Genomic DNA, 13,687 nt, shown 5'->3' on the forward strand with positions numbered 1-13,687 from the left:
TCTCCTCAGTTCATCCACTTTCTGTCGCGGGGATCGCGGCGCTCGTCATCCGGAGCAATGTAACGGCCCTCTTCATCGAACTTCACCACGCGGTTCTGCTTGCGCATGTAGACCTCAAACTTACGCGCGGCACGGCGGCGCTTCCAGCGATAGTAGCCATTGCGCAGACCGAAGTAACGCTCGCTGGCGCCGAAGACAACTCCACGCGTCGGCGCGAACTTGAAGTAGAGCCAGCCGCACAAAGCTCCGCAGAGCTCCGCCAATGCACCAAAACGATCACCGCCCTGGATGACAGTCGCCAGTTGCAGCAGGATAAAGATCGCGACCGCATACTTTGCCTTCATCCGGATGACGAAGAAGACATACATCTCGCTGTCGCCCATCAGCGAGGCAAACGCCGTCATCAGCCCCATGACCGCGGGCCATGGACCGGCAGCAACGAGATCCTGGCGCAATCCGAAGATGTGCGTATAGGAAATCGCCGAGGCCAGCAGACCTGCGCCGACAGCGGTAAACAGATAGAGCTCCACCAGACGCCGGCTGCCGAAGGTTCCCTCCATCCACACGCCCAGGAACCACAGCGAGAGCAGGGCGAAGATCATCCCCAGAAGACCAGCCGGGTAGAAGATGAAGGTCAGCAGTTGCCAGACGTAGCCGTGGAAGACACTCTGTGGCACCAGGACCACATATCCGGTTAGCAGGTGCGCGATATCCCGGGCTGCCCATTCCAGCACAAGGAAGCCAAAGAAGGACGCCAGATGGATGAGGATGAGCTTGCGGGTCGCGCCGGAAAAGTGGGGTAGGTTCAGCGTGATGGGTCCGGTGCTGCGCATGCACTCCATTTCATCACAGCGGCCCAGCCGCCGTCCCGGGCTACCGCAGGCATCCCCGCCGGCGGCCTCAGCCCGGAACGATTCACCGCATCTTCGGGCTTTAACGGGTGTTTATACTCAGTGATATGCGTCGCCTGTCCTTAATTCGCCTTGTCGTCGCCGCCGGCCTTACCGCCGCGGCTGCTCTGCCGATCGCAATGCCTACCGCTGCCGTGGCGCAGCAGAAGCAGCGCACCGTGGAAGGCAAGGTCATCGACGGCTCTGACGGCGCCCTGAAGGGGGCCGTGGTCTACCTGAAGGACACCCGCACCCAGTCCGTAAAGAGCTTTATCACCAGCGAGGACGGAGCCTACCGCTTCGGCCAGCTCTCCCAGAACACCGACTACGAGCTCTGGGCCGTGCACGAGGGCAAGAAGAGCAACACCAAGACGGTCAGCTCCTTCGACAGCAAGAACGCCTTCCAGATCAACCTGAAGGTTAACTAGGCGTGCTTTTTGTCATCCCGAAGGGATCTTCGGATTGTGGCCGGTAAGAAGCACGGTAGAGAAGCAGATTTCTCCGCTTACGCTTTGCCCCAGACAGCAGAGCTGTCCGGGGACCCCATCGCTCCGAAATGACAAACAAAAGGTGCGAAAGCAAAAAGCCCCGCTCAACGCGGGGCTTTCGTCATGTTCGTAACAAACTGTCTACTTGTGTCCTAAACCGCTCTGGCGAAGCGACTTGATGAAGATTCCTCCCACCACCGAACGAGCCTGAAAGCCCTCCTGCTTGCCGGTCTTGGTGTCGTACCAGTCGGTCAGCGGGACGCGTGTTGGTGTCTCGTCCAGCCACTTCCCCAGCGGATCGACAAGCGTGTGGAAAGTCGCATCATCATCGGCCAACGTGGCGGTCCATAGCTCCCAGTCCAGCTTGGTGTAGTCTCTGCGGCTGTCGAGCGGAAGGCCATATTGATTGAGCTTGGTCTTGTAGAAAGTCAGCTCGGTATTCTTCACCGACGCCGGGAATAGCTTCAGTCCCAGCAGATCGTCCCACACCAGGTTGTACTTCTGGCTCCACGTGTTAGCCGCATCGAAGGCCAGTTTGTAGTGGTCTCCTTCGCGGGCAAGATCGCTCCATTTCTTCGCCATCTCCGCAGCTACACCGGCATACTCCTTTGCCAGTTTGTCGTCGCCTACGCCTTTGGCCATCTCCGCAAACGCTCCCAGAGCATCGATCGCCTTGATGGACAAGTTGGCGTTGTGCGCCAGGTGGCCGGCAAAGTCATCGGTGGAGAGTTGATTCTCCGGATCCAGGCCTTTGTCCTTGAGATACGCCGCCCACTTCACCAGCAATGGCCAGTACTGTTTGGCGAAGTGCCAATCGCCCTGAGCGCGGCCCATGGCGGCGATCATCAGCAGCATGTTGCCGCTCTCTTCGACCGGCATCTGGTCATCCTCGGTACGCTCCCCGCCGCCATAGACCTGTCCATTCGCCAGCGGATACGTCCCCAGGTCGTGCGGTGCGAAGGGAAACTTCCACCGCGACAACGCTGCATACTCCATTACCGGCTTGAGCTGTGCCTCCAGCAACGCGGGATTGAAGTACAGGAAGAACGGCGAGGACGGATACAGCACATCCACTGTCGCAATGCAGCCGTTGGAGAAGTTCTCCTTCGGGAACTGCAGCGGTGAGCCATCCAGATCAGCCGCCAGCCCGTTGGCCGCCAGCGTCTGGCGGAAAGCCAGCGTGGCCAGGCGTGCATACACCGGGCCACCGTCCTTCAGCAGCTTCGACGTCAGCTTCTCGTCGAATTCCTTTGACCGCGTGACCACCGACGCATACTCCTGCATCGCCTGGGTCAACATCGCCTGCGGTGTCTTCCCGTCTCGCGCCCAGTAGGGCTTGAGGCGGCGGTTCAGATACTCGATCGCCAGGGGCTGCGTGAAGGCCAGACCGACATGACGCTCTACCGTCTGCGATGCGGGAACCTGCAGCTTTATCTCCATCGCAAGCTGCGGCGCACGGCCGGCAGCACGCGGCTGATCCAGATCGTCATCCTGCGGCAGGCTCCCCGATTTCAGGAACTGCGTCGCACTGTCGGCGCTAAGCGAGGTTACAGCTTCAGCCTCCGCCGGAACCGCAAGATGGAAGTAACCCCAGTCGGCACGCAGGTTATCGCCCGCACGTACCAGTGCTCTCTGTTCAACGGAGCCGGAGCTCAACACGTCCATTCCACTCACGCGGGCACGATGCCAGGTCACCTGCTGATCCGGCGAGTCCACGGCGATGCGCGTATCGACACCCAGGTAGAGCTCGACCGTGTGCGGCTTGCTGTCGATAGCAGAAATCTGCCAGGTCAGATAGGTCACCGGCCGTGCCAGCAGCTCCAGGTCCGTCGGCAGACTTGGGGAAAGAAAGGTCGCCTGCAGCCGGACTCCGCCACCCTCAAAGGTGTACTCCGTCTGTGTCGGAGTCACGCGCAGAGCCTTCTGCTCCATCGCAGCAGCCGATCCGGGGCCCCGCCCCATCCAGCGATACGAAGTGCCATCCACGCGGAGATATCCACGCATCGGCATCTCTGTTCCAGTCCAGTGCTTTGTGTTCTGGTCCGTAAGATGATCTGCCATCGACCAGACGCTGAAGTAGGGATCGAACGCAATCAGAGGAGTTGCCGGGTTACGTTCATTCTGCGCGTACGCCGCCGCAGCAGACAGGGGGAGCAGGGCGGCCAACGCCGCCACAAACGTCTTTATGGCCATGCCCGACAGGGTACAGGAGCGCTCCCCGTAATGACCACCAGCCGACACAACGACGCGTCTCTCGTAGCGCGATCCACTTTTCATACGGGCGAAATCAAAAGAAAACTCCCTCTCACGCATCTATCTACGGATGATTCTGCGCCGTTCCCCACGCTCCATCGCGTGGAGCATGCTCGCTCTGGTAGCGTTTGCCATCGTCTTCTGGCTGGGCCGGCAAAGCCGTGCATACATCCTGCGCCCGGATGCCACGCTCCCCTCCGGCACACGGCCCGCACCAGATGGCCATGAGCCCACGCGCCTCTATGCGCATAACGTCATGCTTCGCAAAGGCCCGCACTTCCGCGTCTACGTTCGCTGGATCCGTGGACAGATGCGCTCCACCCGCACGGGGCAGCACCCTTCCTTCGACCTGCCGGAGTCGTTCCTGCTTGAGATCGAGAAAGGCGTCATCAACGTCAAGCTGGCCGATATCGCCGACTACCTGAACTCCGGAGAGACAGGAAAATCGCCGCTGACCGACATCTCCATCGAGAACAAGGATGGAGAGAGCAAGAACGGTGAGATTCAGGTCCATGGCACGCTGCACAAACTAATGTCACTGCCAGTGCAGCTCCGGGGTGTCTTGTCCCCTCTTCCCGATGGGCGCCTGAAGTTTCATCTGAATAAGATCAGCGTCTTGAAGATCCCGATGAAGGGCCTGCTCGGCGTCTTTCATGTCAATGCCGAAGATCTTGTTCCCAGCAGCGGCGTAGAGGGTGTCCAGGTCTCCGAAAACGATCTTTATCTCGATACGCAACGCTTCCTCCCTCCGCCTCACATTCAGGGGCAGATCAGCAGCGTCACGCCTTCGGGCGAGGAACTGAAGGTCATCTATGGCAATGCCGACACGGACGAGCAGAAGCTGGCGCAGTGGCACAACTTTCTACGGCTGGTGGGCGGCTCACTCGACTTCGGCAAACTCAGCATGCGGCAGGCCGACCTCACCATGATCGATGCAACTGACGATCCCTGGTTCGAGCTCGACCTGGCCAACTATCAGGCACAGCTTGTCTATGGAACCACTCGCATGACGGAGAAGGCCGGAGTCGAGGTCTACATGCCTGACCTGAAGAACCTGCCGCCGGAGAAGCGCTCCACCAAGGGGGTCACCGTAGAGTGGCTCAGAAACCGCAACACCTCTCCTCCGCTGGACGTGGAGAAGGTTGCGGAAACGAAAAATCCTTAACAAGCAAAAGCCCCGCAAGGCGGGGCTTTTGCTCGACTACAAACCTGCTTAGGCCGAGACAGTCTCAATCGAGACAAAGCGTCCCAGGCGGCCACGGTCGGTGAACTTCACGCGGCCGTCGATCTTGGCAAACAACGTGTCGTCGCTACCGCGGCCGACGTTCAGACCGGCCTTCAGCGGTGTACCGCGCTGACGCACGATGATGCTGCCGCCCGTCACAACCTGACCGGCAAATGCCTTGACGCCAAGCCGCTGCGCGTTTGAATCGCGTCCGTTAGAAGAACTACCGCCACCTTTTTTATGTGCCATTGCCTTGAACCTCGTTCATGGGCCGGGCGTTCCCGGCCGAAATCAAATCTTAAGCCTTGAAGCTCTTACCGTTCACCTGGATCTCGTTGATCTTGACCTCAACGAAGCTCTGGCGGTGACCCTGCAGCTTCTTGTACTGCTTCTTACGCTTGTAGTGGAAGACCAGAATCTTGTCGCCGCGACCTTCGCTGACAACTTCGGCCAGCACCTTAGCGCCGTCCAGCTTCTCGAACTTGCCCTCTTCCGGGCTCACGGCCAGGACATCAGAAAACTCAACTGCGCCGTCGACGGCCAGCTTTTCGATCTTCACGGTCTCGCCGGGAGCAACGCGGTACTGCTTACCGCCGGTGCGAATCACTGCGTACATGGTCAAACCCTCCACAGACAGTCGCACCCTATGGCACTCTGCCCGGAAATCTCATTGGTATTGCAAGGGGCGAAACAGGCCTGCTTCCAAGCCGCCTTCTATCCTTCACCAAGTCCACTCTTCAGGACTCCAGCCCCAGGACAAACGGCCGCATCGCCAAACTTAGAAAGTTTACCCCACTTTGGGGCCGGGTGCAAATGGGGATTAGGCCTCAAATCAGGTTGCACCATGCATTGTGCAACCCCAAATCCCGCGAGTACTCTAGCGAGTCACCTTTACGGGAAGCTCCAACACATGCGACAGCCCAGTCGCCCGTCCGGTTGCACGAATCCGAATGGTGTAGTCCCCTGGGGTTACCGACGCCGGATACTTATTTCCGCACCCGGACATTCCAAGAGCCACCAGCAGGATCATTATCCCGGGAAGCATGATCTTCTTTCTGCGGCGTGTCAGCAACAACAGCCCCGGCGCCAACAAGCACCAGGCCACAACCGTCGTTGCTCTGCCACCCCTGACCTCGCTCTTGAACCCGATCACGTCATCGGTATCGAGGTAGACCGAAACGTTAGCCGTTCCTCCCGTACTCAGGAACCGAGCCTGTGGCGTGAAGTTCACCGTCATGTGCTCCGGCAGATTCTCGGCGGTGAAGCTCAACGTGTCAGAGAAGTTGCCGATGCTCTGCGCCGTCGCAGTGAAGGTCAGGTGATGCTCTGTTTGTAACACCGTCGCGGTTGGATCCGAACTTAGACCGAAGTCCCAGGGAAGAACATCAATGGTCATCACTGCTGACGATGAGACATCCGTCTCTGCTGCTCCAAGATAATTTGCGGTGATGCTGTGCCTGCCGACGGGCAGTGTCGAGGTCTGGATCGAGCCTGGACCATTGACTGGCACGTACACCGATTCCAGGACCGTACTGCCTTCCAGGAACTGCACCTGTCCGGTGCACGGAATGCCCGTCAGCGCGCTGACCTGCGCGCTCAGCGTTACCGCGGCATGCTGGTACACCGGCGGCGCCGATACTGTCAGAGTTATCGCTGTAGGTGATCGATCAATCCCCTGGGATAACGTCGACGCGCTGCCGTTGTAATTTGCCGTCTGCACGAAGGTAGCGGTCACCGTCCATGTACCGGTCCGCAAGATCCAAGGGAGCACCGCCTTCCCCGAAGCATCTGTCTTTGCCGTCCCGATTGGAGCGCCGTTTACAGCAAAAACTATGTTTCCTCCATTGACCGGCGCGGCCGCCGGCACATTCGTCAGCGACGCTGTCAACGTAATCGACTCCCCTGAGTACGCCGGATTCTTCGACGAGGCCAGCTTCATCGTCGTATCCGCGCGCTGCGCCTGCGCGGCAGCATCGGCAGTCGCCGGCAGGCGGAAGTCATCTCCGTCGAAGCTGGCATGCACGGTGCGACTGCCTGCGCTTGCAAAGCTCGTCGTCAGCGAAGCAACTCCGTTTACCCCGACATTGGCCTTCCCCAACAAAGTCGTTCCGTCATAAAAGGAGATAGAACCCGAGCGCACACAGACCGCACAACTCCGCGCGTCCGCAAGAGTCGCCATCAGCACAATACCTTGACCAACAAAGGAGGTTACTGGAGATACCGACAGCGTCATCGTCTGAGGTATGCCTTCCACCGTTTGGCTGACGGTCGCCGAACTTCCGGCGTAGTTATCGTCTCCGGAATAGGTGACGGTAATGCTGTGTGTCCCACGGGGCAGCGATGCGGTATCCCAGGCGCTTGTCCGCGGCAAACCGGCGCCGCCCAGGGTCTCCGTGCGGATCACAGATCCACCATCGAGGACGTAGCCTACGGTTCCCGAGGCTCCCGCAGCCGATGTCGACGTTGTCGACAACACGCTGGTGAAATGCACGTTATCACCCGCCTGTGTCGACAACGGCGCATTCGTGAGCGTCAGGAGCGTAGGAAGGCCCACTACGGCATGGACGCCGTCCATCTCCAGCGAGGAGTAACCCTGGGCGCCACTCCAGATCGCATGAAGACGGTGCGTTCCCTTCGTAAGCACTGAAGACGCCATGATCTGTGCAGCATTGCTCGATACTGGAGCAGTTCCGACGGAGATTCCATCAACGAAGAACTCGACTGCGCCGCCCAGACTTACGGTGCCGGGTGGTGACAAGGTCACATGAAGCTCAGCCGGATCACCCACGGTGGAAGGCTCCGGCGTTCCCCATACGGTACCCGTGACTTGAGGAACATTTCCCAGGTTCATGAGGACTGTAACCGAGTTAGCAGCCCCGTTATAATCGCCGTTACTTGCGACGATTTCAGGAAAACCATCATGGTTCAAATCCACCAAGTGAATACGCGGAAGTCCCTGGCCGGCGACATACGGGACCGGAGCTGCGAAGGTGCGGGCCGTCGTGCCATGGATCACCTGCAGCTGTATTCCCCCGTTCAGCGTACCGGCCGCATGCTCTACGATCTCAGGCCGCCCATCATGGTCCAGATCGCCCAGCAGCACATACGCGGCGCCCGTCGCCGAGGTGTCCGCCACAACGGCGGAGCTGAAGCTGCCGCGCTGATCGCCGTAATAGACCACCGTCTGCGTCCTTGGCTCCGTCTGGGGTGATCCGCCGAAGTCAAAACCGCCCCACAACAGAACAACATCGTTCTTCCCATCCCCATCCAGATCGCCGATCGCGACGGAACGCGATGTCAGATTCGGATATAGCTGCGGAATCGCAAGCGACTTCGCCAATGCGAATGTGCCGTCTCCATTTCCGTGGAGCACATAGAGGTTCTCATGAGAGCCGATTGCCAGGTCAGCCTTACCGTCGCCATCCAGATCGGCGACCGCTGGCAGGCTCTCGACCCAGGCAAACGTTCCACCGTTGTAGTACTCCTGTGGCACTGGCGAGATTTTAGTGGTGAAACTGCCATCACCATTCGACAGCAGAACGTAGAGCTTGCCATCGTTGTTGTTGGGTGCGCGCAGAATGTCGTCGCGTCCATCCCCGTTCACATCGGCGACCACCATCTGGTCATACATCGGTAGGCCTGCCGAACGATAGACGTCGCTTTGTATCGGAACGGGAGGTCGAAACGTTCCATCTCCATTCCCCTGCAGATAGTAGTACGCAGTATCAGCGAAGAACGTGTTTACCGTTCCGTAAGCGAGGATGTCCTGCTTTCCATCACCATTGAAATCGCCGTTCACCAACCGGTTCCCCATACGGTTCTGATACAGGCCTTCAAAATGTACAGAGCCGGTTGTGATCTTTGTGAACGGCTGGAAGGCTCCATCCCCCTTTCCCAGACTTAACGCAAGATAGTTATCTCCACCCGCAATCAGATCGGGATTACCATCGCCGTTGAAATCTGCGGTGACGGTGTATCCAATCACGCCAGTCACCTCATAGGCCTCGGGCGCCAGCGGCATGCCGTCCGACTGCGTCAGACTGTACAGGATTGAATTGATATGAGCCCCCACCAAGTCGGGCCGGCCATCCCGGTTCACATCGATGAGAAATGGACCGAATGCCGACGCTCCTCCGATGGAATCAGAAGCTCGGGTCGCGAAATGTCTCGGCTCCGCCAGTGTCCTGTCTGTCTTTTGAAGGAAAATCGACTCTCCATCAACACCCGTCGTCACGACATCTGGTAGACCATCTGCATTCATATCCGCAATGGCGAATGGATATCCGACTGTTCCATAGTTTTCATACTCATTCGATTGGTCACCGTAGTCCATCTTCAGATACGGTGTCCCATCAAAACTTCCGTCGATATGCCCTTTGTACAGCCAGAGGCCCCATTTTCCAGTGATGTCACCGTTCACAGCATATGTGTGAAAGCATGCGGCATCAGGAACACCATCGCCGTCGATATCCCCGAAAGCACAAGTGTCGGAGAGATCCTTCCCGTATGTCTTCGAGGCGCCAAAAGCTCCATTGCGGCTTCCAAGGGCCACTGTCGGGCCAGAGGTTAGCTTGTCCGGTATCCCGTCTCCGTTGACATCAAGAAAGAATGCACCGAGAAGCGAGTTCGAATTCACGTCCGATCCTCGCGTAAAACTTCCCGCACGATCAGTTAGAAGGCTCCAGCTTCCGTTAAACAAGGGTCCATTCGGATCCAGGAAGATCAGATCGGATAGACCGTCACCGTTCATGTCTCCTACCGGCAACAGCCACTCATATTTGGAGATATAAGTCACGGAAACGCCGCCAAGGCTCTTCGGTCGCGGAGCCGCGAACGTACCATCTCCCTGCCCCCGGAACAGAGCAACCTGCGCAAGGGAAGTATTGCCATACACGCAGGTCAGATCGACAAAATGATCTCCATCCACATCCGTCAGCGCACACCCGATCCCAACATCCACCAGCCCGCTCATCGTTGGCGCTGGGACATAACTTCCGTTCCGGTTGAGCAGTACATGAATGTCGACACTAGTCGCTGCGGCGCCATTCGACGGCACCACATAGACGAGATCTTCCCATCCATCGTTATTCAGATCGGCGTGATAGAACGAGTACGGTGTAGCGGGCAGAGCAACCTTTATCGGATTCCGGAAGGTTTCTCCGGACGAAGTAGCTACAACCGCAAGAAACAGGAAAAGGCAAAAAAGTCGGGGAAATCGCATAACTGGCGGAATTAATTCAGGGGACTACGCCAGCCTACGCGATTTTCCAGATTCCTCGAATTAAAAACAAACAGGAAAATGACGCAGCCGCCTGTTCCTGAGGCGCCACCTCAAGGTTTCGGTGACGCAATGAACTCCGGGGTCTTCGCATCGCTGCCGAACCTCCATGCCGACAGATACGCCAGCTTCAGGATCTTCTCCATCTTTGGATAGTCGATCTTCTCTGCCGTATCGGAGGTGTGGTGATAGTCCGGATGGAAGCCGGTGAACCACCAGAACGCCGGAATGTTGTGCAGCACGAATGGAAACTGGTCGGAGCGGAAGAAGATATTCAATGCTGCCTCGTGATCGAAACGGTCATCCAGCACCAGACCTACCTGCTTGTTCTCTTCCACCACCACGCGGTTGTACTCCGGCGAGTACAGCGCACCGATCAGGTTCAGGCGGTTCGACGTATCCGCAGGAATCTCGATCAAGCCATCTGTCTGCGGGCTCGGCTTTTCATCACGCCCGATCATGTCGAAGTTGATCTGCGTCCGCGTCGTTGCCAGCGGACGCACCGGATGAGCCGCCATCCAGTACGCTCCCAGCAGGCCTCGTTCCTCTGCCGCAAACACCACAAACAAAATCGACCGCTTCGGCCGCTCAGGATTCGCCGCAAACGCACGCGCCAGCTCCACCACACCGACCGTGCCGGAGCCGTTATCGTCGGCTCCATGCCAAACCTGGATGCACTCAGGGCTCGAAGGAGTCGGCTTCCCCTGTTCGTCGACATCGCCCTTTCCCGCGGCGCATGGCGTTGCTCCATCGTGATCGTGATGCGCCGTAATCAGGATGGTCTCTGCCGCCAGCTTCGGATCGGACCCTTCCAACAGACCGGCGACATTCACCGTCGTTCCGACACGCTCCCTGCTATTGCGCAGCTTTACGGTGAGCTGCGTATCGGGCAGCAGCCGGCTCTGCGGCTTCAGATCGCGATCGATTGCGGTCTGAAGCTCGTTACCGGTCGCACCTGAGGTTGCTAGCAACTGCTGCAGCACCTCGTCGCGAATCAAGATCGACGGAATATCCACTTCGTCATCCTGAATTGCCTGCAATGGAAGCGGCTGCGTGCGGGTCACACTGCCGCCGATACGGGCGGAACGTTCCGCATTGGTGAGATGTTTGCGATTCGGCTCAGCGACAACCAGCAGCGCCAACGCTCCGTGTGCCTGTGCATTCTTCAGCTTCACGCGCGTGGTGGCGTAGCGCGTATTGCCGGTACCGTTGAAGACCGAGTGAGCATCGTCCTCCTGCGGCTCATGGTCAAAGACCAGGACGATTTTGCCCCGCGCATCAATGCCCTTGTAGTCGTCATATCCAAGCTCCGGCGCGGTAATACCGAATCCGGCAAAGACTACCGGAGCAGTGATATCCACCGCGCGCTTGAATGCTCCCGTGGCCTCGGGCGAATGAAAGGCAGTCTCCTTGCCTGCACGCGTGAGCGTAACCGAACTCGCTGCGCGGTCCGGAGCATACTCGACCAACTGGAATGGTTGGAAGTAACCGTGCGTTCCCGCTTCTCCCGTGATCGGCTTCAGGCCCGCAGCAGCGAACTGCTTCGCCACCCACTCAGCGGCCTGATCGTCGCCGGGCTGCAGGCTCAATCGCCCGCGCAACGCATCGCTCGCGATATACACCAGATCTTTGCGCAGATCGCTCTGCGTGATGCGATCGAATCCCTTGCGTTCCGCGGCGGGAATACCGTTCTGCGCGGGGACGAAAGACGGCAGCAATAAGATTGCGGGCAGGAGCGCTCTCTTCATGGCGCTATGGTAGTCGCCTATTTCGGATAGTCCAAACTTGGGTGCTCGAATACATTTTGTTTGTCATTTCGTAGCGACCCGGGTCCCCAACCAGCTTGCTGGTTGGGGTGGTCGACCGAAGGGACCGGAGAAATCTGCTTCTCCCAGCACAAGGCCCTCAGCGGCTAAAGCCGCATCTTATTGCGGCGGGGGGTGGCATGGCTGAAGCCATGCCCTTAAGCAAGGCATTTCGCGCGTTGCGCGAATCAAGAAACAAAGTCGATGGGGTGAGTTACGGAACATGTGTTTGGAAATCAGCGGATGTTTCGTCCATCGAGACCCAAAGGATGAGGATGATTTTTGTTTTGCTTAAGGGCACGATATGCGAGCGGTTTCAGCCGCTGAGGTACCTGATCGATACCTTCGATCAGCGAAGAATAAGCTCAAGTCACTTCACTACGAAATGACTTGAGCAGTCGCACTTCAAAGCTTATGCGCGCAACTTTTCCGGCAACTCCGTGAATGCCACCTTCACCTGCTCCCCGGTAGCGAAGGTCTTCACCGTAGCCGTTCCGCTGGCCACCTCATCCTCACCGAGAATGAGGATCGTCCGCGCAACGCGATCCGCTGCCTCGAAGCTCTTCTTCAGACGGAAGCTTCCATCACCGACCTCGACCGCCAGCCCAGCACGGCGCAGATCGCGCGCCAGCTTCAGCGCAGCCGCATTCTGCCCTTCGCCCATCGGGGCGATATAGGTATCCATCTTCTTTTCCGGTGCCGCATTGCCGGCAGCAGCTTCTGCCTCGGCTTGTGCCTGCAGCGTCAGCACCAGGCGGTCTTCGCCGATGGCAAAGCCGATACCTGGAGCCTTTGGCCCGCCGATGATCTCGCTCAAGCCGTCGTAACGTCCGCCGCCCAGCAACGCATTCTGCGTTCCCAGACCGGTTTCAGTCACGAACTCGAAGGTCGTACGCGTGTAGTAGTCGAGACCACGTACCAACCGCGGGTTCACGGTGTACTGCACACCGCAGGCATCCAGCGCCGCCAGCACCTGCGCGAAGTGCGACTTCGAGCTCTCGTCCAGATAGTCAGCGATCTTCGGCAGGCCGTTAATCAGCTCCTGATCGGCCTCTTCCTTCGAGTCCAGCACGCGCAACGGATTGGTCTCCGCGCGGCGCTGATTATCCGGCGACATCTTGTCCTTGATCGGCGCCAGCGCGTCACGCAGCGCAGCCAGATAGCGTGGACGATCGGTGGAGCTGCCCACCGAGTTGATCATCAGCTTCCAGTCCTTCACGCCCAGCTCATCGAGGAAGGTGGCGAGCATCTCCAGGATCTCGGCATCGCGCACCGGCGACTCCGACCCCGAGCTCGACGGTCCAATAACCTCCGCCCCGATCTGGAAAAACTGGCGATAGCGACCCTTCTGCGGACGCTCGCGGCGGAACTGCGGGCCGATGTAGTAGAGCTTCTGCAGCTGCCCGGTCTCACCCAGCTTGTGTTCGATATAGGCACGGACAACACCAGCGGTGTTCTCCGGGCGCAGGGTCAGCGACTGCGATTTCTCACTCGCGGCACGCGCACGGTCCTCCCAGGTAAACATCTCCTTGGAGACGATGTCCGTCTCTTCGCCTACACCACGGGCAAAGAGCTCCGTCGCTTCAAAGATCGGCGTACGAATCTCGCCGAAGCCGTAACGTGCGAAGACAGAGCGTGCGACCGAATCGATATGGTTCCAGAGCGCAGTATCAGGCGGCAGCAGATCGCGCGTGCCGCGGGGTGCTTTAAGCGTAGCCATCAAGGGTTAAGTTTACCGGAACGACCAC

General features: G+C 58.6%; 9 protein-coding genes. 2 read left to right on the forward strand and 7 right to left on the reverse strand.

Annotated features, from left to right (window positions below; all coding sequences use genetic code 11):
* Positions 1-5: 5 nt before the first annotated feature.
* Positions 6-833 carry a rhomboid family intramembrane serine protease gene (locus tag FTW19_RS00370; protein WP_147645732.1) on the reverse strand — a complete coding sequence of 276 codons (828 nt, stop codon included), beginning with the start codon at positions 831-833 and terminating at the stop codon, positions 6-8.
* Between the two features lie 125 nt (positions 834-958).
* Between FTW19_RS00370 and FTW19_RS00375 the strand changes: the two genes are divergently transcribed.
* On the forward strand, positions 959-1,318 hold the full coding sequence (locus FTW19_RS00375) for a carboxypeptidase-like regulatory domain-containing protein (protein WP_147645733.1): 360 nt from the start codon (positions 959-961) through the stop codon (positions 1,316-1,318).
* 201 nt (positions 1,319-1,519) lie between these two features.
* On the opposite strand, the gene FTW19_RS00380 is transcribed toward FTW19_RS00375, so the two are convergent.
* A complete protein-coding gene (locus tag FTW19_RS00380; protein ID WP_147645734.1) occupies positions 1,520-3,571 on the reverse strand; it encodes a glutaminase family protein in 2,052 nt (683 codons plus the stop codon).
* A 169-nt stretch (positions 3,572-3,740) separates the two neighbouring features.
* Between FTW19_RS00380 and FTW19_RS00385 the strand changes: the two genes are divergently transcribed.
* Positions 3,741-4,796 (forward strand): hypothetical protein, encoded by a 1,056-nt coding sequence (locus FTW19_RS00385; RefSeq protein WP_147650393.1) that lies wholly within the window; start codon positions 3,741-3,743, stop codon positions 4,794-4,796.
* Positions 4,797-4,844: 48 nt separating this feature from the next.
* Here FTW19_RS00385 and rpmA read toward each other — a convergent pair whose 3' ends face one another.
* The 5 genes from rpmA to hisS all read right to left on the reverse strand — a co-directional run bounded on the left by rpmA (position 4,845) and on the right by hisS (position 13,659).
* Positions 4,845-5,105, reverse strand: a complete 261-nt coding sequence (gene rpmA / locus FTW19_RS00390) for a 50S ribosomal protein L27 (protein ID WP_147645735.1) — start codon at positions 5,103-5,105, stop codon at positions 4,845-4,847.
* A gap of 49 nt (positions 5,106-5,154) precedes the next feature.
* Positions 5,155-5,472 carry a 50S ribosomal protein L21 gene (gene rplU / locus FTW19_RS00395; RefSeq protein WP_147645736.1) on the reverse strand — a complete coding sequence of 106 codons (318 nt, stop codon included), beginning with the start codon at positions 5,470-5,472 and terminating at the stop codon, positions 5,155-5,157.
* Between the two features lie 261 nt (positions 5,473-5,733).
* A complete protein-coding gene (locus tag FTW19_RS00400; RefSeq protein ID WP_147645737.1) occupies positions 5,734-10,077 on the reverse strand; it encodes an FG-GAP-like repeat-containing protein in 4,344 nt (1,447 codons plus the stop codon).
* A 110-nt stretch (positions 10,078-10,187) separates the two neighbouring features.
* Positions 10,188-11,882 (reverse strand): M20/M25/M40 family metallo-hydrolase, encoded by a 1,695-nt coding sequence (locus tag FTW19_RS00405; protein WP_147645738.1) that lies wholly within the window; start codon positions 11,880-11,882, stop codon positions 10,188-10,190.
* 469 nt (positions 11,883-12,351) lie between these two features.
* Positions 12,352-13,659 (reverse strand): histidine--tRNA ligase, encoded by a 1,308-nt coding sequence (gene hisS / locus FTW19_RS00410; RefSeq protein WP_147645739.1) that lies wholly within the window; start codon positions 13,657-13,659, stop codon positions 12,352-12,354.
* Between the last annotated feature and the right edge of the window lie 28 nt (positions 13,660-13,687).

Source organism: Terriglobus albidus (genome assembly GCF_008000815.1).
Classification (GTDB): domain Bacteria; phylum Acidobacteriota; class Terriglobia; order Terriglobales; family Acidobacteriaceae; genus Terriglobus; species Terriglobus albidus_A.

Bases quoted from the DNA above. Each gene is read 5' to 3' on its own strand.
- FTW19_RS00370 (WP_147645732.1), bottom strand. From the start codon at position 833: ATGCGCAGCACCGGACCCATCACGCTGAACCTACCCCACTTTTCCGGC.
- FTW19_RS00375 (WP_147645733.1), top strand. From the start codon at position 959: ATGCGTCGCCTGTCCTTAATTCGCCTTGTCGTCGCCGCCGGCCTTACC.
- FTW19_RS00380 (WP_147645734.1), bottom strand. From the start codon at position 3,571: ATGGCCATAAAGACGTTTGTGGCGGCGTTGGCCGCCCTGCTCCCCCTG.
- FTW19_RS00385 (WP_147650393.1), top strand. From the start codon at position 3,741: ATGCTCGCTCTGGTAGCGTTTGCCATCGTCTTCTGGCTGGGCCGGCAA.
- rpmA (WP_147645735.1), bottom strand. From the start codon at position 5,105: ATGGCACATAAAAAAGGTGGCGGTAGTTCTTCTAACGGACGCGATTCA.
- rplU (WP_147645736.1), bottom strand. From the start codon at position 5,472: ATGTACGCAGTGATTCGCACCGGCGGTAAGCAGTACCGCGTTGCTCCC.
- FTW19_RS00400 (WP_147645737.1), bottom strand. From the start codon at position 10,077: ATGCGATTTCCCCGACTTTTTTGCCTTTTCCTGTTTCTTGCGGTTGTA.
- FTW19_RS00405 (WP_147645738.1), bottom strand. From the start codon at position 11,882: ATGAAGAGAGCGCTCCTGCCCGCAATCTTATTGCTGCCGTCTTTCGTC.
- hisS (WP_147645739.1), bottom strand. From the start codon at position 13,659: ATGGCTACGCTTAAAGCACCCCGCGGCACGCGCGATCTGCTGCCGCCT.